The organism is Streptomyces aurantiaciflavus (assembly GCF_049808595.1).
GTDB lineage: Bacteria > Actinomycetota > Actinomycetes > Streptomycetales > Streptomycetaceae > Streptomyces.
In genome coordinates this window covers 15,162-36,397 of the sequence record NZ_JBNCAQ010000002.1, presented here as the reverse complement: position 1 = coordinate 36,397, position 21,236 = coordinate 15,162, and the positions used below count along the sequence as shown (strand labels likewise).

Here is a 21,236-nt window from a genome sequence, read left to right as displayed (position 1 = left end):
CCGGCGGGCGCCGGCAGCCGGGCGGTCAGGGCTCCTCGTCCGCCCCGCCGTCGTCCCCGCGGAGCTCCGTCACCCGCTCCAGCAGGATCGCCTCCCAGGCCCGCCGCAGCTGGGTGCGCAGGAGGGGCAGGGGGTCGGTGCCGGGGCCGGCGAGGCGTTCGGCGAGGTGGATGACGGTGTCGCAGCGGGCGAGCCAGAGGCCGCGCAGGCAGGGGCGGGCGCCGTAGCCGGCCAGGGTGGCGGCGCGGACGGCGGCGCCGGAGCCCACGGCGAGCGCGAGGCCGGCGATGTCCTCGGCGGGGTCGCCGAGGACCGCCCGGCTCCAGTCCAGGACGCCGCGCACCCGGCCGTCGGCGCTGACCACGAGGTGCTCGCCCCGCAGGGCGTGGTGGACGAGGACGGCGGTGGCGGGCTGGGCGGCGAGCTGGGCCGCGCCGGGCGGGGTGAGCTGGTGGAGGCGGGCCGCGTCGAACTCGTCGGCGCGGGCGAGGCGTGCGGCGGCGGCCACGGCCCTGCGGCGCAACGCCTCCAGGGAACGGGGCGCGGCGCGGAGCACGCCGAGGGCCTCGGCCTGACGGGGCGGCACCTCGCGCAGCCCACCGAGCAGTCCGGCCAGGTCGGCCTCGCCGACGGCGGACACGTCGTGCTCCTCGCCGGTGCCTCCGGGCACCTTGGTGTCCAGGGTGTAGGTGAGTCCCGGGGACCACTCGCCGTGGGCGACGCTCGTCGGCACCGTGACCGGGACGTGCGGGCGGACGAGGTCGCGCAGCCGCAGTTCGCGGCGCTGGCGGACGGCCGCGTCGCGGTCGGGGGCGAGCCTGAGGACGTGGCGGGCGCCGACCCACCAGGTGCACTGCTCGCCGCTCTCGCGGACGGGCCGTACGTCGAATCCGGCGGGGCCGCCCGCGCCGTTCCTGCCCTTGGTGCCTTCCTCGCCCTCCTTGAGGAGCGCACGGACCAGTCGGCGGACGGTGTCCGCGGTGGGGGTGGGTGGCTGGGTCATGGTCGCGCCGTCGCTGTTCGGGGTGGGTGCCGGGGACTCCACGGAATACCTCAGTCCACTATGACCATCTCGCGGGTGGTGTCGTTGAGACGGCGGCCGCCGTCCTCGGTCACCGTGACGATGTCCTCGATCCGGACCCCGAAGCGGCCGGGCAGGTAGACCCCGGGCTCCACGGAGAAGCACATGCCGGGCACGAGGGGCCGCTCCTCGCCCTCGATCATGTACGGCGGCTCGTGCGTGGTGACGCCGATGCCGTGGCCGGTGCGGTGGATGAAGTACTCGCCGTAGCCGGCGTCGGCGATGACCGCGCGGGCGGCGCGGTCGACGTCCTGGCAGGCGACGCCGGGCCGCACCGCGCGGAAACCGGCCTCTTGGGCCTCGCGCACCAGGTCGTGGACGCGCCGCTCCTCGTCGGTGGGTTCGCCGACGTGGACGGTGCGGGAGGTGTCGGAGCCGTAGCCGTCCTTCAGGCCGCCGAAGTCGAGGACGACCATGTCGCCGCGCCGGATGACGCGGTCGCCGACCTCGTGGTGCGGGTTGGCGCCGTTCGGCCCGGAGGCGACGATGGTGAAGTCGACCTGGGAGTGCCCGAAGCGCCGCAGCAGATCGGCGAGGTCGGCGCCGACGTCGGACTCCTTGCGGCCGGCGAAGGGAACCTTCCGGATCTCCTCGAACGTTGCGTCAGCGGCCGCGCCCGCGGCCGCCATCAGTTCCAGCTCCGCCGCGTCCTTGACGGCCCGCAGCATCGGCAGGGCCTCGGTGAGGGAGGCGTAGGAGCTGTCGGGCAGGGTCCTCTGCAGGCCCAGCAGGTGCATCGCCCAGGCGTTGTCGCTGACGCCGAAGCGTCCGCGGGCGTCGAGGAGCGCGGCGGTGACGGCGTAGGGGTCCTTGCCGTCGGTCCAGTCCCGCAGGGTCAGCACCGGGGCGCCGGCCGCCTTCGCGGCGTCGGGGGCCTCCAGGGTGGGGACGACGAGGACGGGATCCCGGCCGGGGGCGAGGACGAGCAGGGTGAGCCGTTCGGTGACGGCCGTGGGCGCGTAGCCGGTGAGCCAGACGAGGTCCGGGCCGGGCGCCACCAGAAGCCCGGCCAGTCCCGCGTCGCCGGCCGCGCGTGCGGCCCGCTCCATACGGGCCCGGTAGTCGTCGGCGGTGAAGGGCGCGGGCGTGCTGCCGGTCATCCGGGCCTCCCTGGCGGGCTTGTACGGGACGTGCTGGCTACGGGCAGCATCCTGCCCGGACAGCGGGGGCGGCGCGAGCCGATTGCGTGGCTTTCGCGCGGAACGGTGGGAAAGGGGCGCGCCTCGGGGCAGCGAGGACGTCCGGCTCCCGGTCCCCGGGGCGCTGGAGGGCCGATGCCGGACCATCCCCACGACCCGGAGCACTCCCTCACCTAATGGTTGATACGTTGCCACTCCATTAGAAGTAATGGTTGGATGCGTACATCGCATTAGTCACCACGTGAGGAAGGCCGACAGCCGTGCTCGTACTCGCCCACATCAGCGATCTGCACCTGGACGGAAGCACCCGGGCCACCGAGCGGGCCGAGCGGGTGCGCGACCGGCTCTGGAACCTGCCCGGACGGGTGGACGCGCTGCTGGTCACCGGTGACATCGCGGACCACGGGGCGGAGGCGGAGTACGAGGAGGCCGCGCGCATCCTCGGACTGCGGGACCCCGGCACCCCCTTCCCGGTGCTCACCTGCCCCGGCAACCACGACAGCCGCATGCCGTACCGCAAGGCCCTGCTCGGGCAGCCCGCCACCGAGGGGCCGGTCAACAGCGTGCACGTGTTCGACGGGGGCGCGGTGCTGATGTGCGATTCCAGCATCCCCGGCGAGGACGACGGCGCCCTGACGAAGGAGACGTACGACTGGATCGAGGAGACCCTCGAGGAACTGGACGGGGACCTTCCGGCGCTGCTCGCCTTCCACCACCCCCCGGTGGCGCTGCACCACCCCCTGCCCGACTCCTACCAGTTGGGCGACCCCGGCCGGCTGGCCGCCCTGCTGGAGCGCCGTCCGGAGATCGCCGGGGTCGTCACGGGCCACGCCCACACGCCCGCCGCCACCACCTTCGCCGGGCGGCCGCTGGTCGTCGGGCCCGGCGTGACATGGACGCTGCGGCTGCCGTGGGAGGGCGACCACGTCGCCGACCGTGAGGCGCCGGTCGGGCTGGCCTTCCACGTACTGGACGACGAACGGCGGCTCACGAGCCACTTCCGGGTAGTCGTCTGACCGTCCGGCCCGTCAGGTGACGACGCCGGGGACCACCACCAACTGCTGGTAGCCACCGCTGCGGTGACGCACCGTCAGTGTCACCTCCCTGCCCGGGCGCGCCTCGTCGACCGCTCGCACGAGGTCGGTGGCCGAGTCGATGCGTGCCCCGCCGAACATCAGCAGGACGTCACCACGGATCAGCCCGGCCGTGTAGCCGGGGCCGGGCACATGGACGGCGACGATCTTCGCGCCCGACTTGTCCGCGTCCACGATCTCCACGCCCAGGCTGACGTCGGCGCGGTCCGGTGACGGGGAGGCCGGCCCGGTCGACGCGGTCGGACTCGGACCTGCCGGAGCGGACGCGGCACCCGGTGCTCCCGTCACCCCCTGGCCCGGCCGCCCTTGCAGTTCGGCCAGTTTGCTCATGCCGATCACGGTGGCCCCGACGGTGCCGAGGCCGACACCCGACAGAACCAGGACCAGGCCGACGAACAGGCCGAACAGCAGGGTCGTCAGCCGCCGGCCGCGCCGGCGCGCGGCGTGCGGGCGTCGGCCGGGGCCGCCCGAGCGGGTGCCGCCGCCGGGCTCCTGCCCGGGCATCGGCTTGGGACGCAACGCAGTGTGTTTCATGGATCGCCTCCGGCTGGTGGTCTACCCGGCGCACCGGGGCCGCACGAGCCACGAACGAGTGAGACTGACGCAGGGTCAGAAGCGGTATTCGCCGCCGGACCGACGGCACCCGACGTCCGGCGGACGTACGGCTCGGACACCCGCGGACCGCCCGGCGGGGCCGCCCCGGCTCCCCCAGGGAGTGCTCACCCGGATCCCTCACCGACGTGCGTCAGCCCCCGACCGCCGTGACCAGCCTCACGCCCCCTTCGGCCACGTCGTTCACGGCACGCCACCGCATGGCCCGGCCCGCCGAGCTCCCCTCGACGCGCCGGGGCCCGGCCGGGCCCCCGCGCACCGCACCCCCCCACCGCCACCGCCGCCGCCACCGCCCCCGCCCCCCCCCCCCCGCGCGGGGCCCGGGCGGGCCCCGGGCGCACCTCACCCCCGCACGGACAGCGCCTCCGCCACCGCCCGCGCCGCCCCCGTCGGGGTCCCCGTGTGCACGAGCTGCACCCGGTGGACGAGCCGCGGCTCGTCGAGCGGGACGGCTGCCGTGCCCGGTACGCCGGTCGCCGCCGAGCGGGGCAGGAGGGTCAGGCCGTGACCCGCCGCGGCGAGGGCGGTCAGGACGCGGACGTCGGTGCCGTCGTAGCGCAGGGCGGTGCGGAAGCCGTGGCCGCCGTTCGCGGCGCGCAGGTGGGCCAGGGGCAGGCCCGTGTCGGGGGCGTCGATCCAGCGGGCGTCGGCGAGGTCGCCGAGGCGCAGGCCCGGGCGCCGGGCGAGGGGGTGGGCGGCGGGCAGCAGGACGCAGACGGGTTCCTCGCCGACGCCGTACGTGGTCAGCGGGGCCACGTCGGGGAGGCGGAGCGGGTCGCTGGGGGCGGCGAGGCCGTCGACGAGGCCCAGGTCGGCCGTGCCCGTGGCGACGGCGGCGGGGACCTCGTCACGGGCGAGGACGCGCAGTGTCACGCCGGCGGGTGGAAGCGCGGAGACGGCCGCGGAGGTGAGGGCGGTCGGCGAGGTGGCCAGGGCCAGGCCGTGGGCGGGGGCGGCGGCCATGCGGGCGACGTCCGCGCGGGCCGCGTCCAGGCGCAGCAGCAGCGGGCCCGCGTGTTCGAGGAGCCGCTCGCCGGCCGCCGTCGGGGCGACGGGGCGGCGGGTGAGCAGCGGAGCGCCGAGGTCCTGTTCGAGGGCGGCGATGTGCTGGGACACGGCCGACTGGGTGTAGCCGAGGGCGCGCGCGGCCTCGGAGAAGGAGGCGAGGCGGGCCACCATGACATAGGTGCGCAGGAGGTGCGGGTCCATGCGCCCAGGGTTGCATCAGTTCTGCTTATGGAGGGAGCAGGAATCATCGTTGGACGTGAACGACGGCCCGCTCCGAGGATGAGGGCATGACCGACAGCGCAGCTCAGATCGCCAAGGTCGCCCTCGTCGGCGACCACTCCCCCAACGTCGTCTCGCACACCCGCGTCCCGCTTCTGCTGGACGCCCTCGCCTCCCGGGACCGGCTGGTCCTCGACGCGTACTGGATCCCCTCGCAGGACGCCGAGGCCGAGAACGCCGTACGCGGCTTCGACGCGGTGTGGGTGGTGCCGGGCAGCCCGTACCGCAGCGAGGCGGGCGTCCTGTCCGCGATCCGCACCGCACGCGAGGCGGGCATCCCCTTCCTCGGCACCTGCGGTGGCTTCCAGCACGCGCTGCTGGAGTTCGCCCGGAACGTCTGCGGGCTGCCGCACGTGGCGCACGCCGAGAACGACCCGGACGCCGACGACTTCCTCATCGAACCGCTGGCCTGCTCCCTCGCCGGCCACGAGGACACCGTCCTGCTGGAGCCCGGCTCGCTCGCCCACGCCCTGGTCGGCGCGGACCACACCGTCGAGCGGTACTCCTGCCACTACGGCCCGTCCCGCCATCTGGACACCCTCCGCGCCCACGGCCTGCGCTTCTGCGGGCGGGACACGACGGGTGCGGTGCGCATGGCGGAACTCCCCGGCCACCCCTTCTTCCTGACCTCCCTCTTCCAGCCGGAGCTGTACGGCGACGGCTCGCACCCGCACCCGGTGGTCCGGGGGCTGGCGCGGGCCGCCGTCGAGCACGCGGCGCACCGGTCGGTGGCCCGGCCCTTGTAGGACGTCAGCCGACCGGCAGGGCGGGGACGGCCGGCGGGCGGTCCGGGAGGAAGCCGTGGGCCCGGCGGGCCAGGTGGGCCGACTGGTAACGGTCGACCTCGCGGTGCCAGTTCAGGATGCCCGCCAGCCAGTTCTGGAGGTCGGTGACATAGCCGCGCATGGCCTCGCGGGCCTCGGCGGACAGGTCGAAGTCGTCGTACAGGACGGGCAGTTCGTGGGCGACGACATGCTCGAACTGCTGCATGCGCTGGGTCATCAGGTCGTGGACGACGCCGAGCGCGGCCGGGTAGTCGCAGCCGAAGAAGTTCTGCACGACGAGGATCGCATTGTGGATCTCGCCCTCGTACTCGATCTCCTTCTGGTACGAGAAGACGTCGTTGATCAGGCAGGCGTAGTCGATGGCCGCGTTCTCCAGGGAGCGGACGGGGCCGCTGCGGTAGATCTCCGGCGGGACGGCGGGGCCGTGGCCCATGCGGCACAGGCTCAGGGTGAGGTCGGAGCCGAAGGTGGCGCGCCGCATCTCCAGGTAGTCGACGGGGTCGGGGATGCGGTTCTGGAGCTGGTTGGACAGCTCCCACACCCAGCTCTCGGTCATCGTGTCGACCGCCTCGCGCAGGGTGCGCCGCTGGTCGGGCGTCATCTGCGCGGTGGTCCGTGCCCACAGGTCGGTCAGTGACCGTTCCATGGCGTTCACCGGGACGACGGCGTCCTCGCCGTCGACGGGCATGCAGGCCGACAGACGGGCCGTGGTGGCCCGGGCCGCGGCCAGGTCGCGGCGGTGGCCGTACACGAGCGGGTAGTAGTCGTCGCCGTAGGTGCCGAACGCGAGCCATGCCGCACTGAGGTCCAGGGCCTCGGGCGTGGCGTCGGGATCCAGGCCCGCCGAGCACAGCGCCAGGTCGCACGCGGCGAGCTTGTCCTCGTCCCAGACGCCCTCGGACAGGATGCCCATGCGGCGCGTCCACTCGACCAGGGTGTGGCGGGCCCGGTCCAGGTGCGGGCTCAGCTCCACCGGGAAGGGCATGTGGAAGTCGGGCAGCAGGGACGGCCCGACCTTCTGGTACGGCATGTGCGTGTACGCACGCAGACGTTCGGCGGCGGCTGAGGCGAGCAGCGCACCGATGTCGGAGGCGGAGGTGCCCGGGCCGGTCGGCTTCTGCCACGGGGAGGTGGAGGTCGCGCCCTCGTTCATGTACCGGCTGGAGCGCAGGTGCCACTCGTGGCCGCCGGACTGCCAGTCCTGAAGTCCCTTGGTGTACGCGGCGACGGCGGCGACCTCGTCGGGCCGCAGGCCCTTGTCGAGGGAGAGCGCGGGCACTTCGGTGAGGGCGGTGTGCTCGAACTGGTGGAGGCGGGAGGTGAGGATGTCGTTGACGGTGTCCGCGGCTTCCTGGGTGGTGCAGCCGAAGAACTTCTCCAGCACCAGTACGCCGTTGCTGTTCTCGCCCTCGTCCTCGACCTCACGCTGGTAGGAGAACAGGTCGTTGCGCAGGTGCACGGCGTCGGAGAAGGTCTCCATCAGCACGCGCAGCGGCCTCGACCCGGCGACGGACGCCGGGACTTCGGCGGTCGCGTACTCCACCAGCCCGGCCGACCAGGGGGCGCCGCCCACCTTGCGGCGCATCTCGATGTACTCGACAGGATTGGCGATCCGCCCCTCGTTGATGTTGGACAGCTCCCACATCGACTCGTTGAGCAGATGCTCGGTGGCGACGGCGAAACGACGGCGCCAGTCGGCCGACATCGCGGGCACCGTACGAGCCCACAGGTCGGCGAGGCCCGCCTCGACCGGATTCTGCGGCTCGGGCACGGGAGTCGACAGGTCCAGCGGCATGAACAGCGGCAGCCGGTCCAGGTGCGCCTTGCCCGCCGCGCGGTCCGGCGTCCGCTTGAACATGTCGAGGAAGTGGTCGTCGAAGAAGAACACCCACACGTACCAGTCGGTGATCAGTGACAGGGCGGGACCGTCGCAGTCGGGGTGGGTGTAGGCGCAGAGCAGGCCGTAGTCGTGCGCCTCCAGATCGGCCTGCTCCCAGATCCCGGATCCCTCCAGCATGCCCATCTCGCGCGCCCACTCGGTCGAGTGGGCGCGGGCCTCGTCGACATGCGGGTTCAGTCGCGCGGGATACGGCATGTAGAAGTGCGGGAGTTCGAACGGCTGCGTCATGGCCGGGCCCTACCCGCGCCCGCCAACGGCCATCCACGGGGCGGCACATGATCACACCATCGCGTGAACCGGCCGCAAGGCCTTGCGTCGCAGGGGAATTGTCCGCTTCACGCTCTGCCCGGTCAGGTCGGGCCGGTCGGGCGGTCAGGTCGGTCGGGCGGTCAGGCGCGCGCAGGGCGCCGCCGCGCTGTGCGCCGTCTTCGCGTTCCGGGCGGCCGCCGACTCGGCGATCCCTCGTTCGGGGGCGGCCTGCCGCACGCCCTTGCCGGGCCCCTGAGCACCGGTCACCCTGCTCGCATGACCTCTTTCGTGCTCCCTCATGAGCTGCACGGCGACGGTGCCCACAAGGTGTTCGCGGTGCACGGCTGGTTCGCCGACCGGTCCGCGTTCGCGCCCGTCCTGCCCGACCTGGACCGTACGGCCTTCCAATACGCGCTGGTGGACCTGCGCGGCTACGGCGCCGCCAAGGACCTCGGCGGCACGTATGCGACCGCGGAGGCCGCGTGGGACCTCGTCGCGCTGGCCGACCGGCTCGGCTGGGAGCGGTTCTCGGTGGTCGGGCACTCGATGGGCGGCGCGGTCGGGCAGCGGTTGCTGGCGCACGCCCCGCACCGGCTGCGCCGGCTGGTCGGCGTGTCCCCGGTGCCCGCGTCGGGCCTGGCGCTGCCTCCCGAGCAGTGGGAGCTGTTCGCGGACGCGGCGCACAGGCCGGAGAACCGGCGCGTGATCCTCGACATCACGACCGGGGGCCGTCGCCCCGCCGCCTGGCTGGACCGGATGGTCGCCCGTTCGCTGGAGGTCAGCGACCCCAAGGCGTTCCGCGCCTGGCTGGACTCGTGGGCCGGGGAGGACTTCCACGAGCGGGCCGAGGGGGCGACCGTTCCCGCGCTCGCCGTGACCGGCGCCCTCGACCCGGCGCTCTCGGCGGAGCTGATGCGCGAGACGTGGCTGCGCTGGTATCCGCGCGCCGAGCTGTGCGAACTCCCGGCGGCCGGGCACTACCCGATGGACGAGACGCCCCTGGAACTGATCCGGGTGGTGGAGGACTTCCTGAAGGCGGACCTGGACGGCGAGCGGCCCTGACGCTCCCTCACTTTCGCGCCTGCCTCAGCGCCCTCACTTCCGCACCTGGATCAGCGCGCGCGTCCCGCCCGTCCGCCACCGCTGCCCCTCGGCGGCCACCAGCGCGGCCTCGGTGTCCGCCGTCAGGCCGGTGATCACGTCGGACTTCAGGGTGCGCAGGGCGGCGACCGGGCCGGGGAAGTGGGCGGTGACGTCCGTGAAGGGGGTCGTCGGGGGCCAGAGCCTGTCGCCCACGAGACGGCGGTAGTTGAGATCGCCCTTCACCAGCGTGAGGGTGGCCGCGGCGAACTCCGCGCGCAGGTCGTCCGGCATCCGCGCGTACGGCAGCGGGGCGGCGGCGAAGGGGTGGGCGCGGACCGCGAGGGTCCCGTCCGCCATGGCCGCCCACAGGCGCCGGCCGTACACGGCGGCCTCGCCCGGTGCGGCCGTCAGCCTGCGCAGGGCGTCGACGATGTCGGACGTCGTGGCGTCGGAGACGTAGTACGGATACGGCTTGACATGCAGGACGACCCGGCCGGTCCGCCCGTGGGCGAGGAGGTGGGCGGCGAGGAGGAGGTCGGGGATCAGTTCGCGGCCGGCGTTGTCGGCGACGAGGCACAGCGTGCCGGTGGCCGCGTCCGAGGCCGGCAGCAGCGGCCAGAGGTCCTCGCTGTCGTCGGCGACCAGTGCCGGTACGGCGGCCCGGCCCTCCGCCCCCGCGTCGGACAGGCGGAAGCCGAGGTCGGCGCGGTTGCCCCACAGCGAGCCGTGCAGCAGGGCGTGGGCCCGCTCCTCGGCGGGTCGGGCTGCGAGGCCGTCGAGCGCGGCGAGTTCCTCGTCGGTCTCGCGGGCGTCGAGTTCGGCGAGCTTGAAGGGACGGAACGGGTCGATGCCCTGCCAGGGACCGGGGCCGAAGTAGCCGACGGCGTCGAGGAGTCGGCGGTAGAAGTAGCTCTCCGACCACAGCCAGGGCACCTCGAACCACGACCGGCCCGTGTAGGCGTCCAGTCCCCAGGCCCGCCACCGGTCCCGGTCGTGCGCGTCGGCGGGAAGCGGTTCGATCACGCCCTCGGTGCAACTGGCCAGCAGCGCGTCGAGGGCGTGGTGGATGTCGGGGCCGTACGGGAAGGCGTCCCGTACCTGCCGGATGATCGCGGGGTGCCGTTCGGCCAGGACACCGTGGGGGAAGGAGCCGGGCTCGTCGCCGAGGATCACGGGCGGGGCGGGGGTGTCGGGCATGCGGTTCACCGTATCGCGAGGGAGTACGACGTCCGTGGCGCGCGACGTGCGCCGGAGGCCGCCGGCGGCCGAGCCGGGGACGGTCTCGTCCCCACCGCTGTCCGGGGACGTCCCGCACGGCGATCCGCAGCCGTGCCGCGACCGCAGACGGCGCCCACCGTCAGCGGGCCCGTCCACCGCCGACCGCGCGGCGACCGCGACCCGGACGACTGCCCCCCGTAGCCGTGCCGGACCCATACCGCCCCGTCGTGACCGCCCGATGCCCCCGTCCGCCGCTCAGGCCGAGCCACCCGCGCGCCCCCCGCCCGCGCGGGGGTGGCGCCGGCCTCGTCCAGGACGGCCCCCGTCCTGGACGAGGCCCCTCCTGAACAGAACCCCCGCCTCAGACCACCGCCATGACCTCCCGCTCCAACCGCGCCGCGAGGCTCAGATAGCGCGGGCGGCGCGGTACCGGGACCAGGCCGCGGATGAGGACGTGCCACATCTCGGCCATGCGGCGCGGGAGGCGGGTGTTCGGTTCGCGGGAGCGGCCCACCACGCGGGTGCCGACGAAGAAGCAGACCAGGGAGTGGGCGATCGCGTCCACGTCGACGTCCGGATGGATGTCGGCCTCCTTGACCGCGCCCACGAGCCGACGGGACATCAGGTCCAGCCACTCGGTGAACGGGTGCGGCACGGGCGGCCGGACCGGGACCGCGCCGGTGGCGAGCCGCAGGCCGGCGCGGGCGACGGGGCCCTCCACCGACAGCCGGGTGAGGGCGAAGGTGAGGCGCATCAGCGCTTCGAGGGAGGGGTAGCCCCGGTCGTCGATCTCGCAGGCGACCCTGCGCGAGGCCTGGGACTGCAGCTCCATGATCGCGTGGGCCAGGTCCTCCTTCGCCGCGAAGTGGAAGTAGAGGGCGCCCTTGGTGACATGGGCGTGCTCGACGATGTCACTGAGGCTGGTCGACTCGTAGCCGTGCCGGTCGAACAGGTCGGCCGCGGCCGTGATGATCGTCGTGCGGGTCTGTTCGGCGCGTAACTGCCTCGCCATCGCCTGGGATCTCCTGGGCCGGGAAAGAACGGGTCATGCCGTTTGTTTCTGACCCCCAGTAAACACCAGGTCACCGCGCGGCGGTACCGACCAGGCACTCGAATACCGTGGACTCCCCCTGTTTCCCCCGGACTTGTATGTCCGTTCCGCGCCCCCCCTTCGCCTCGATCCAGATGCGTTCGTCCAGTTCTGCGTACCGGTGAAAGCGCGCGTGATAGGCCACCGGGGACCGCTCGTCGCCGGTTCTCAGCCGTGCCGCCTGGCGGGCGGCCTCCAGCAGGAGCATGCCGGGGACGTGGTCCAGGGGATGGTCGAAGAAAACGGGGTGAGCGGTATCTACTCTCAACTGCCAGCGGGCGGGCCGGTCGGTCGCGGCGAGGACGACGTCGGAGGGCAGGGCGCGGTCGACGTCGGCCGCGGGCAGCGCGGGCGGGACGGGCACGGCCGCCACGGTGGCCGGGGTGCGGCCGCCGCGAAGTCTGCGGTAGACGGGCCCGCTCACGCAGGTGAAGGCGACGTCGGCGGTGGCGACACGGTCGCCGTCGCGCAGGACCTGCGCGGTGTAGCGGGCGGCGGCGGGGCGGCGGCCGCGGTACTGGACGTCGGTGAAGACGAGTTGGACCTCCGGCTCGGCCGGCAGCGGGCCGACCTCCAACCGCCCCGGAACCGTGCCGACCTGGAACTCCTGGAGCACGAAGTGATGGTCCAGGGGTACGTCGTACTCGGTGTGGGTGATCAGCGTGCCGCTCTGCCGGATCGTCTCCACGACGAGCAGCGGGTCGTACGCGGACCAGTCCGGCGACACGTGTAACCCGTGTGCCCGGGGCCACTGGGCGGAGACCGAGAAGCGGTCGGTCCCGGTGCGCCGCCAGCCGGTGAGGAAGGTCTCGGCGACGGCGGCGCGGTGCACGAGTTGACGTGGAACGGTTGCGGTCAGGGACGGAGCGTCGGCAAGCTGCCGCGGTCGAGTCATGTCTCTCCCTACGGTCCCCCGAAGGCCACGGTGGACGGCGAACCGTCTGCTCCGGTGAGCGTTAGAGTACGAGGCGACCGGTTTGTTTTCAATGAGATCAGTCGACGGCATCCTATGATCGGGCCGGACCCGCTCACGATCGCGGGGTCATCGGCCAACTCGGTGCCGTGAAGGGGCTCTTATGGCGAAACAGGAGCGCGCGATCAGGACGCGCAGGGCGATCCTGGAAGCGGCCGGCGCGGTCTTCGACGAGCACGGCTACACGTCCACCACCATCGCCATGGTCCTGGAGCGCGCCGAGGTCACCAAAGGCGCCCTGTACTTCCACTTCGCGTCGAAGGAGTCCCTCGCCCAGGCGGTGCTCAACGAGCAGGTGCCCTTCGGCGCGGTTCCGCCGCAGCCGTGCAAGCTGCAGGAGATCGTCGACATGACGTTCGTGGTGGGCCAACGGCTCCTGGGCAACGCCCTGTTGCGGGGCAGTGTGCGGCTGGCGGTGGACCAGGAGACGCCGTCCGGCGTGGATCACGGGGAGCCGTTCCGGCAGTGGGCGAAGCGGCTGACCGAGCTGCTGGAGCTGGCGCGGGAGCGGGGCGAGTTGCTGCCGACGGTGAAGCCTCGGGAGACGGTGGAGCTGCTGGTGGGCTCGTTCACCGGGATCCAGTTGATGTCGCGGGCGCTGACGGATCGCGCGGACCTCGGGGAGCGGCTGTCGGTGATGTGGGCGCACATACTGCCGAGCATCGCGGTGCCCGGTCTGCTGCCCGGCCTGGACGCCCGGGCCGACCGGGGCGAGCGGGTGCTGGCCTCCCTGGAGGAGCGCGCGGCCTCGTAGCACTCCCTGGCACTCCCAGCGCTCCGTGGCGCTCGTCGAAAACGGTTGTGGAAACTCGCCCGGGGAAACCGCTGTAGAAACAAGCAACAGCTGCGGGAACCGCCGGGGAAACAGCGGGGGAAACAGACGCGAGGCGGGCCGGCCGGTGTCCATCCACACCGGTCGGCCCGCCCGTTCATGCCGGGGTCACGACGACGCTCAGAAGGTCAGCTTCCAGCTGTTGAGGCGGCCCGTGTCCTGGGCGGCCACGTCCTGGACGCGCAGCTTCCAGGTGCCGTTGGCGACCTCGCTGGAGGCGTTCACCGTGTAGGTGGTCACGACGTTGTCCGCGGAGTCCGAGGTGCTGGAGGACTTCAGGCGGTACGCCGTGCCGTCCGGGGCGACGAGGTCGATGACGAGGTCACCGCGGTAGGTGTGGGTGATGTCCACGCCGACCTGGAGAGTCGAGGGGGCGTTGCCGCTGCGGCCGCTGACCGCGATGGAGGACTCGATCGCCGAGCCGTTGTCCGGGATGTTGACCGCGGTGGTGTTGGTGAAGGTGGTGCTCCCCGTGGAGCCGCCGGAGCCGCTCACCGCCTGCACCGTCTTCGCGGCGTCCGCCAGACCCGCGCCGCAGCCGCCGGAGCAGGCGCCGGGCAGGGCACGGGCGTTGGACTTGATCGCCGACTCGATCTGGGCCGGGGTCAGCGAGGAGTTCGCCGACTTCACCAGCGCGACCAGGCCCGCGATGTGCGGGGTGGCCATGCTGGTGCCCTGGTAGTAGGCGTAGTTCTCGGTGGACGGCGTCTTGGTGCCGGAGTTCAGCGTGGACAGGATGCCGTTCGCGGTGCCGGTGCTGGTCTGGCCGCCGGGCGCCGAGATGTCCACGAGGGAACCGTAGTTGGAGTAGGACGCCTTCGCGCCGCTGCGGTTGGTCGCGGCCACCGAGATGACGTTGCTGCAGTTGCCCGGCGAGTGGTTCGCGACGTTGTCGTTCTCGTTGCCGGCGGCCACGACGATCGTCGTGCCCCGGTTCACGGCCGCGTTGATCGCGCTCTGGGTCGCCGAGGTGCAGGCGCCGTCGCCGCCGAGGCTCATGTTGATGACCTTGGCGACGTTGGAGTTGGCGGGCACGCCGGAGACGGTGCCGCCGGACGCCCAGGTGATGGCGTCGATGATGTCGGAGTCGTAGCCGCCGCACTTGCCGAGGACGCGGACCGGGGAGATCTTCGCGCCGTAGGCGATGCCCGCGACACCCTTGTTGTTGTTGGTGACGGCGGCGATGGTGCCGGCCACGTGGGTGCCGTGCCAGGAGGAGTTGCTGGCCGGGATGCCGGAGCCGCACTCGTTGGCGTTGTACCAGTCGCCCGGGTCGGCCGGGTTGCTGTCGCGGCCGTCGCCGTCCACCGAGACGGCGGTGTCGGCGATGAAGTCGTAGCCGCCGACGATGTTCGCGGCGAGGTCGGAGTGGGTGACGTAACCGGTGTCGATGACGGCGACGGTGACGCCGGTGCCGGTGGTGGTGTTCCAGGCGCCGGGCACGTTCATGCCGGCGGTGGTCTCGAACAGGTCCCACTGCTTGGTGTACTCGGTGTCGTTCGGGTCGGCCTTCGGCGTGTTCAGGCGGTCCGGGACGACGTAGGCGACCTGCGGGTCGGCCTGGTACCGGGCGACGACGTCGGCGACGTCGGCGCGGGTGACGTTCTCGCCCAGGTCGACCAGGGCGGCGCCGGTGCCGAGGCGGCGCTGGAAGTCGACGTCCTCGCCGGCCTCCTTGCCCTTGGCGGCGGCGTCGGCCTCGGCGGCCGGGTTCGACTTGGCTTCCTCGGCGCCGGACTTGTAGCCGACGATCAGCCGCTCGGCCGGGGTGCCGGGCGCGGCCTCGGTCTGGGCGGCCGGGACGGCGGCGGCCTGCGGGTCGCTGTCCGGGGCGGCGGCGACCGAGGCGGTGGAGGCTGCGGTGAGGAGGGCCGCGGAGACCGCGGCGACGGATATCAGCTTCCGTCTCAGGGCGGGTGAGGTGCGCAAGGGCGTGCCTTTCGTGGCCTGCTCCGGGCAGCGCGGAGCGGCGGTCGATTCGCTTCGTCATCGAAGCGGCGGGGGGTGAATCGAGGAGCAACGCAATGGCCGGCCAGGCGCGGTGCCGACCCCGGAGGGGTTACCTGTGGGTCAGCTGTGGCAGGAACGATAGGCAGAGGAACAGTCATTCGGATACAGGGGAAACCCTCGATCCGCCCTCGATCCGGCCGGAAAGTCACCCTTGACGACGGCGACTCGGCTGCGAATGCCCCGGTTTGCTGGGGTGACGTCCGCTGCGTCGGTGTACTGAACGCGCCGGGCCCTTTGCCCGTACTGCACGGCAGACCCTTCCGCGCCGGCCGAGGAGACGTCCCCGATGCCCCGCACCACCGCACACCGCACCGCCGCCCTGGCGGCCACCACCCTGGGCCCGCTCCTGCTGGGACTGTCGGCCGCCGGCCCCGCACAGGCGCACGGCGCGCCCACGGACCCGGTCAGCAGGGTGTACGCCTGCTCCCCCGACGGCGGCGCGCCGTCGGACTCGGCGGCCTGCCGGGCCGCCGCCGCCGCCAACGGCGGCCCGTTCACCGCCTGGGACAACCTGCGCATCGCGAACGTGAACGGCCGCGACCGGCAGACCGTCCCCGACGGGCAGCTGTGCAGCGGCGGTCTGCCCGGCTACCGGGGCCTCGACCTGGCCCGCGCCGACTGGCCGTCGACCCGGCTGACACCGGGCGGGACGCTGCGGATGACGTACGTCTCGACGATCCCGCACACCGGCACGTTCAAGCTGTATCTGACGAAACAGGGTTACGATCCCTCGCAGCCACTGACCTGGGACGATCTGCCGCAGCGGCCGTTCGCCGAGGTCAGGGACCCGGCGCTGACGGACGGCGCCTACCGCATCACGGCGAAGCTGCCCGCGGACCGGACGGGACGTCAGGTGCTGTACACGATCTGGCAGAACAGCAGCACGCCGGACACGTACTACTCGTGCTCGGACGTGGTGTTCCCGGAGGCGGCGGCCGCGAAGTCCCCCTCACCGTCGGCGTCCGCGGCGGCCGCGGCGTCCGCGACGCCGAAGCGTCCGTCCGGCGGCCCGTCGGTCTCGGCCACGCCCACCACGGCCGCGGCGAGCCCGGCGGCGGCCACACCGGGCTCGGCCGCCGCGGCCACGCCCGCGAGCAGCCCGGTGGCGTCCGCTTCCGGGACGTCCGGGCCGTCCGCGCCCATGCTGGCGGGCGGCGCCGCGGCGGTGCTGGTGCTCACCGGCGGCGCCGCCCTGGTCCTGCGTCTGCGACGGCGCTGAACCACCCCGGTACGACGACCGGTCGGTCTACGTCGCTCAGTTGACGACGACGGCAGCGCCGCCGGAGGTCACCGGGGCGTACTTGGCGCTGAAGAAGGCGTTGGCGAAGCAGAGCGACGAGCCGCTCACCTTGGTGAACTGCTGGTTGGCGAAGGCGATGCTGTTGTCGGCGTCGCCCGCCGTGCCGGCCAGGCTGGCGCCCTCGTAGACGCAGTTGACGCTGCCCAGCAGGGTGCGCAGGACGACCGTGGTGCGGATGCTGCTGCCGGCGGACGCCGAGACGCTGACCGTGTCGTCGGAGGAGACGGCCACGGTGTACGGAAGGTTGTTGACCGTGATGCTGGTGACGCCGAGCACACCGAGGACGTTCGAGGTGCAGTTGGTGAAGTTCTGCGCGGTGAGCGACTCGGTGGCGGTGCCGGGTGCGGTGGGGTTGGAGGTGACCGTGGCCGAGAAGTTGGACGACGCGCAGGAGACGCCGCTGGTGCCGGTGGCGCTGGAGTAGAACGTGGCGTTGGTGCCGGCGGCAAGGGACGCCTCGAGGGTGTCGCCCACGGCGACGTCGCCGTTGGCGGTGGTCAGGACCGCGGGGTCGGCCGCCGAGGCCGGGACGGCCGCCGTCAGCGACAGGGCGGCGGCGGTGCCGGCGACGGCGAGGAGGGAGCGGATGCGCATGAGGGTGCCTCATTTCTCAAGTGGGGGGTAAAGCGGGGGAGTTGATGATCGTGGGGGGTCGGGGCGCGAGTCGGCGTCCGCCGGTACCGGCCCGTCACGCCTTCTCCGTACGTGACGGACCGGCAGCGGGAAGGGCGTCGGACACGGCCGGCAGGGGGGAAGCGGCCGTGGGCGGCGCCGTGGAGGGATCGGACTCGGGACGCGTGAAGGCCCGTGCTGGATGCCCGGGCCGGTGCACCCGTCCTGGCGGGTGGTCCGGCCGTCGGCGACCGACGGCCGGACCGGGTCCGGGAGCGCGCGGACGTGTTCGCCGCGCTGCGGATCCGGCGCCACGGATCCGGGCTGAGCCACGAGAGTTGTAGACCTGGAATTCAGGCAACGTCAAGGCTCTGTAAGGAAGTTGATGAGCCGACAGATATATGCGAGCGGGCCGGCGCGAAGGCCGGAGCACAGGTGGCGCACAATGAACACCCTTTTTCCACATCTCCCTTGACCCTTGGCTGTAACCATCGGTAACTTCCTCGTTGGCTACTGACGCGTAACGAGCAAGCCCTTACGAGCTCCGGGAGTTGTGAGGAGGCGTGCGCGACAGCCGCTGTCCGCGCCAGGACAACGTGCCACGAAGCCCAACCGCATGACTATGCCCATGGGAGCAGACATGGCCTCGTCCTCGGACGTCACGTCGTCCGCCGAGAACACCCCCGAGAACCCAGAAAGCGGTTCCGCAGAAAGACACGGCCGGGTCCGGCTGCGCCGGGCCGCCGTGATGGCGGTGCCCGCGACCTTCGCCGCCGCGACCCTCGCCGTCCTCACCGCCCAGGGAGCCCTGGGTGTGCAGTTCGCGATCTCCGGAATGCCGTTCGTGGTCACCGCCGACAAGCTCGAAGGCGACGGCTTCGCGCAGTTCGGCTCGCTGGACCACATGATCGAGAACAGCCCCAACCAGGGCGACACGGGCGGTGACGTGCTGGTCGTCACCTCGGTGGTGAAGAGCGGCAAGCTGACCAACCTCTGCCAGAGCGTCGACCTCGGCGGCATCCAGCTCGTCCTGACGGCCGGCAACAAGGGCACGAAGGTGGGCGTGGAGAACCTGGCCATCGACTCCGACGAGATCACCGGCAACGCGGCCTTCAACAACATCGAGATCGGCCGCGACGCCAGCACCTTCGACAAGGTCGACACCCGCGGCATGCCGGGCGTCTACGGCCAGCAGGCGGAGAAGGTCGTCATCACCGACCTCTACCAGCACAACTACGCCGCCACCGCGGCCGTCTTCAAGCTGCCGGACCTGCACATGCGGTTCAGCAGCAAGGGCTGCCCGCAGTGAACCGCTTCCAGCAGTGGAAGGGGCGCCGGCCCTTCCCGGGCGGGCTGCTGCTCGTCCTGGGGGGCACGGAGATCCTGGTGACCATGAAGGCACCGCTGCCGGTCATCCTGCACATCGGTATGCAGGGGCTGGCCGGCTATCTCCTGCCGACCCTGATGGCGCTGATCGGGCTGCTCATCCTGTTCAACCCGACGCAGCGCCTCTTCTACTCGATCATCGGCGTCCTGCTCTCCCTGGGCACCTGGCTCACCTCGAACCTCGGGGGCTTCCTGATCGGACTGCTCCTCGGGGTCGTGGGCAGCTGCCTGGCCTTCGGATGGCTGCCCGACCAGGAGCCGCGCCGGAGCCTGCTGCGGCGGCGCAAGGAGGCACGGGCCCAGAAGGTCATGCCGTTGCCGAAGGCCGGCGAACCGGCCTGAGCCGTACCGGCCGGCACCGGGTGTCGGGGAATTCCCGGTTCGCGCTTCAACCACCGCGGCAGAGTGGAAGGTTGAACCGCATGGACTTCGACATCGACACCGAGACGGCGCACTCCGCGCGGATCTACGACTACATCATCGGCGGCAAGGACCACTTTCCGGCGGATCGCGAGGCCGGGGACGCGATGTGCCGGGAGTGGCCCGCCCTGCCGGTGCACATGCGGGCCAACCGCGACTTCATGCACCGCGCGGTGCGTCATCTCGCGCGGGAGGCGGGGATACGCCAGTTCCTCGACATCGGCAGCGGCATCCCCACCTCCCCCAACCTCCACGAGATCGTCCAGGCGGCGGCCCCCGACGCCCGGGTGGTGTACGTCGACAACGACCCGCTCGTCCTCGCCCTGTCCCGGGACCGGCTGGCCGGCACGCCCGAGGGCCGGACGGCGTACCTGGAGGCGGACATGCGGGATCCGGCGGGGATCCTCGCGGCCCCGGAGTTCCGTGCGACGCTGGACCTCAACCGTCCGGTCGCGCTCACCGTCATCGCGATCGTCCACTTCCTGCTCGACGAGCACGACGCCGTCGGCATCGTCCGCCGTCTCCTGGACCCGCTGCCGTCGGGCAGCTGTCTGGCGATGTCCATCGGCACCGCCGACTTCGCGCCGGAGGAGGTGGGCCGGGTGGCCCGGGAGTACGCGGCGCGCGGCATGCCGATGCGGCTGCGCACCCACGCGGAGGCGGCGGAGTTCTTCACCGGCCTCGACCTCGTCGACCCGGGCATCGTCCAGGTCCACCGGTGGCGCCCCGACGGGACCGGCACCGAGGTGGAGCGGGACGAGGACATCGCGATGTACGGGGCAGTGGCGCGCAAGCCCTGACTCCGGCCGACGGGAGACGGCGGCCGGCGGGCCCCGGGGAGATCGACGACCGCGGCCGACGCACCCGCAGAGATTGACGATCATTCAATTCACCTGCGGAAATCCCCCTCCTCGGCCCGTCCGGCCCCGTTCCACATCACAATGCGGCAGCAGCACCTCACCCCAAGTGGTTGTTCACTTGACTACCGGCGGTCACACACGGTTGGCTCCGAGCCAGCGAAAGCCTCTCGCCGGTGCACACCCCTCGCTCCGGCGGCGCTCGCTCCGTCCTCCTGCTCTGCCGCCCAGCGAGGTGCAGCCCCCCATGAACACTCCCCTCCCCGCTCCCCCGTCCCCCGCTTCCCTGAGATCCGCGCGCCTGACCGCCCTGGCCGCGGCCTGCTGTCTGCTCCTCGCCGGCTGCTCCGGCGCCACGGCGTCCGGCGCGGACACGGACGCGGCGGGCCGCTCGGGCGCCCGGCTCAAGGTCGCCCTGGTCACCCACGGCGCGAAGGGCGACGCCTTCTGGGAGCTGGTACGCAGGGGCGCCGAGGCCGCGGCCGCCAAGGACGGCGTGGACCTGACCTACACCAGCGACTCCGACGCCGCCGGACAGGCCGCGCTGGTGCGGGACGCGATCCGCTACAAGGTGGACGGCATCGCGGTGACCCTGGCCAAGCCGCAGGCGATGAGGAGCCCGGTGGCCGAGGCCAGGGCGGCCGGCATCCCCGTGGTCGGCCTCAACTCCGGTATCGACGCGTGGCAATCCGCGGGAATCATGGAGTACTTCGGCCAGGACGAGAGCGTCGCGGGCCGCGCCGTCGGTGACAAACTCGACGAGCTCGGCGCGAAGGACACCCTGTGCGTCATCCACGAGCGGGGCAATGTCGCCCTGGAGGCGCGCTGCGCGGGCGTGAAGAAGACGTTCGCCGGCGAGACCAGGATGCTCTACGTCGACGGGACCGACATGGACGCGATGACCGCCGCGGTGACGGCGACGCTCCAGCAGGACCCCGACATCGACGAGGTCGTCACCAACGGCGCGCAGTTCGCGCTCGCCGCGGTGAAGGCGGCCGGGAAGGCGGGCAGCAAGGCCAAGGTCGCCACCTTCGACATCGACAAGAATGTGGTCGGGGCCGTCCGCGACGGCAGTGTGCAGTTCGCGGTGGACCAGCAGCCGTATCTCCAGGGCTACCTCGCCGTGGACGCGCTCTGGCTCTACAGGACGAACGGCAACCTCAGCGGCGGCGGTGTGGCCCCCGTCCTGACGGGCCCCGCCTTCGTCACGAAGACCAACGTCGCCGCGGTAGCCCGGTTCGCCGCCAACGGAACCCGCTGACCGGACAGTTCCCCCGTTCCCCGTCCCCCGCTCCTCCGCCCCCGCTT

General features: G+C 72.5%; 20 protein-coding genes. 9 read left to right on the top strand and 11 right to left on the bottom strand.

The window, feature by feature from the left end; genetic code table 11:
• Positions 1 to 25 precede the first annotated feature (25 nt).
• Complete coding sequence (locus tag ACPT94_RS02010) at positions 26 to 1,003, bottom strand: aminoglycoside phosphotransferase family protein (RefSeq protein ID WP_360330945.1); 978 nt, start codon at positions 1,001 to 1,003, stop codon at positions 26 to 28.
• 50 nt (positions 1,004 to 1,053) lie between these two features.
• Positions 1,054 to 2,181: a M24 family metallopeptidase gene (locus tag ACPT94_RS02005; RefSeq protein WP_425244930.1), complete on the bottom strand. Its 1,128-nt coding sequence runs from the start codon at positions 2,179 to 2,181 to the stop codon at positions 1,054 to 1,056.
• A 299-nt stretch (positions 2,182 to 2,480) separates the two neighbouring features.
• Between ACPT94_RS02005 and ACPT94_RS02000 the strand changes: the two genes are divergently transcribed.
• Entirely contained in the window at positions 2,481 to 3,236 is a 756-nt protein-coding gene (locus tag ACPT94_RS02000; protein ID WP_425244929.1) for a metallophosphoesterase, read from the top strand.
• Between the two features lie 12 nt (positions 3,237 to 3,248).
• Here the strand turns inward: ACPT94_RS02000 and ACPT94_RS01995 are convergent, their stop codons facing one another.
• Together ACPT94_RS01995 and ACPT94_RS01990 are read right to left on the bottom strand one after the other, a co-directional pair.
• Complete coding sequence (locus ACPT94_RS01995) at positions 3,249 to 3,848, bottom strand: PDZ domain-containing protein (RefSeq protein ID WP_425244928.1); 600 nt, start codon at positions 3,846 to 3,848, stop codon at positions 3,249 to 3,251.
• Between the two features lie 420 nt (positions 3,849 to 4,268).
• The gene (locus ACPT94_RS01990; RefSeq protein ID WP_425244927.1) at positions 4,269 to 5,135 is read right to left on the bottom strand and encodes a LysR family transcriptional regulator; all 867 of its coding nucleotides are present in this window, start codon (positions 5,133 to 5,135) and stop codon (positions 4,269 to 4,271) included.
• A gap of 86 nt (positions 5,136 to 5,221) precedes the next feature.
• Between ACPT94_RS01990 and ACPT94_RS01985 the strand changes: the two genes are divergently transcribed.
• Positions 5,222 to 5,959: a CTP synthase C-terminal region-related (seleno)protein gene (locus ACPT94_RS01985; RefSeq protein ID WP_425244925.1), complete on the top strand. Its 738-nt coding sequence runs from the start codon at positions 5,222 to 5,224 to the stop codon at positions 5,957 to 5,959.
• A gap of 4 nt (positions 5,960 to 5,963) precedes the next feature.
• Here the strand turns inward: ACPT94_RS01985 and cyc2 are convergent, their stop codons facing one another.
• Both cyc2 and ACPT94_RS01975 read right to left on the bottom strand, forming a co-directional pair.
• Positions 5,964 to 8,126 carry a germacradienol/geosmin synthase Cyc2 gene (gene cyc2 / locus ACPT94_RS01980; protein ID WP_360330963.1) on the bottom strand — a complete coding sequence of 721 codons (2,163 nt, stop codon included), beginning with the start codon at positions 8,124 to 8,126 and terminating at the stop codon, positions 5,964 to 5,966.
• A gap of 144 nt (positions 8,127 to 8,270) precedes the next feature.
• Positions 8,271 to 8,414, bottom strand: a complete 144-nt coding sequence (locus ACPT94_RS01975; RefSeq protein WP_360330965.1) for a hypothetical protein — start codon at positions 8,412 to 8,414, stop codon at positions 8,271 to 8,273.
• A 9-nt stretch (positions 8,415 to 8,423) separates the two neighbouring features.
• Here ACPT94_RS01975 and ACPT94_RS01970 point away from each other — a divergent pair, with 9 nt between their 5' ends.
• On the top strand, positions 8,424 to 9,209 hold the full coding sequence (locus ACPT94_RS01970; protein WP_425244924.1) for an alpha/beta fold hydrolase: 786 nt from the start codon (positions 8,424 to 8,426) through the stop codon (positions 9,207 to 9,209).
• 33 nt (positions 9,210 to 9,242) lie between these two features.
• On the opposite strand, the gene ACPT94_RS01965 is transcribed toward ACPT94_RS01970, so the two are convergent.
• The 3 genes from ACPT94_RS01965 to ACPT94_RS01955 all read right to left on the bottom strand — a co-directional run bounded on the left by ACPT94_RS01965 (position 9,243) and on the right by ACPT94_RS01955 (position 12,433).
• Entirely contained in the window at positions 9,243 to 10,427 is a 1,185-nt protein-coding gene (locus ACPT94_RS01965) for a damage-control phosphatase ARMT1 family protein (RefSeq protein ID WP_425244923.1), read from the bottom strand.
• A 382-nt stretch (positions 10,428 to 10,809) separates the two neighbouring features.
• Positions 10,810 to 11,460: a ScbR family autoregulator-binding transcription factor gene (locus tag ACPT94_RS01960; RefSeq protein WP_360330974.1), complete on the bottom strand. Its 651-nt coding sequence runs from the start codon at positions 11,458 to 11,460 to the stop codon at positions 10,810 to 10,812.
• Between the two features lie 70 nt (positions 11,461 to 11,530).
• Positions 11,531 to 12,433, bottom strand: coding sequence for a ScbA/BarX family gamma-butyrolactone biosynthesis protein (locus tag ACPT94_RS01955; protein ID WP_360330977.1), 903 nt, complete (start codon positions 12,431 to 12,433; stop codon positions 11,531 to 11,533).
• Positions 12,434 to 12,614: 181 nt separating this feature from the next.
• On the opposite strand from ACPT94_RS01955, the gene ACPT94_RS01950 reads away from it, so the two are divergent.
• Complete coding sequence (locus tag ACPT94_RS01950) at positions 12,615 to 13,265, top strand: ScbR family autoregulator-binding transcription factor (protein WP_360330980.1); 651 nt, start codon at positions 12,615 to 12,617, stop codon at positions 13,263 to 13,265.
• A 198-nt stretch (positions 13,266 to 13,463) separates the two neighbouring features.
• Here ACPT94_RS01950 and ACPT94_RS01945 read toward each other — a convergent pair whose 3' ends face one another.
• Entirely contained in the window at positions 13,464 to 15,272 is a 1,809-nt protein-coding gene (locus ACPT94_RS01945; protein ID WP_360330983.1) for a S8 family peptidase, read from the bottom strand.
• Between the two features lie 367 nt (positions 15,273 to 15,639).
• Here ACPT94_RS01945 and ACPT94_RS01940 point away from each other — a divergent pair, with 367 nt between their 5' ends.
• Positions 15,640 to 16,572, top strand: coding sequence for a lytic polysaccharide monooxygenase (locus tag ACPT94_RS01940; protein ID WP_360330986.1), 933 nt, complete (start codon positions 15,640 to 15,642; stop codon positions 16,570 to 16,572).
• Positions 16,573 to 16,608: 36 nt separating this feature from the next.
• Here ACPT94_RS01940 and ACPT94_RS01935 read toward each other — a convergent pair whose 3' ends face one another.
• Positions 16,609 to 17,247, bottom strand: a complete 639-nt coding sequence (locus ACPT94_RS01935; RefSeq protein WP_360330988.1) for a Tat pathway signal sequence domain protein — start codon at positions 17,245 to 17,247, stop codon at positions 16,609 to 16,611.
• A gap of 658 nt (positions 17,248 to 17,905) precedes the next feature.
• On the opposite strand from ACPT94_RS01935, the gene ACPT94_RS01930 reads away from it, so the two are divergent.
• The 4 genes from ACPT94_RS01930 (at position 17,906) to ACPT94_RS01915 (ending at position 21,189) form a co-directional block, all read left to right on the top strand.
• The gene (locus tag ACPT94_RS01930; RefSeq protein WP_360330991.1) at positions 17,906 to 18,574 is read left to right on the top strand and encodes a DUF6230 family protein; all 669 of its coding nucleotides are present in this window, start codon (positions 17,906 to 17,908) and stop codon (positions 18,572 to 18,574) included.
• Positions 18,571 to 18,993: a DUF6114 domain-containing protein gene (locus tag ACPT94_RS01925; RefSeq protein WP_360330993.1), complete on the top strand. Its 423-nt coding sequence runs from the start codon at positions 18,571 to 18,573 to the stop codon at positions 18,991 to 18,993. The genes ACPT94_RS01930 and ACPT94_RS01925 overlap by 4 nt, the downstream gene beginning before the upstream one ends.
• Positions 18,994 to 19,073: 80 nt before the next feature.
• Positions 19,074 to 19,871 carry an SAM-dependent methyltransferase gene (locus tag ACPT94_RS01920; RefSeq protein ID WP_425244922.1) on the top strand — a complete coding sequence of 266 codons (798 nt, stop codon included), beginning with the start codon at positions 19,074 to 19,076 and terminating at the stop codon, positions 19,869 to 19,871.
• A 304-nt stretch (positions 19,872 to 20,175) separates the two neighbouring features.
• Entirely contained in the window at positions 20,176 to 21,189 is a 1,014-nt protein-coding gene (locus ACPT94_RS01915) for a substrate-binding domain-containing protein (RefSeq protein WP_425244921.1), read from the top strand.
• Positions 21,190 to 21,236 lie beyond the last annotated feature (47 nt).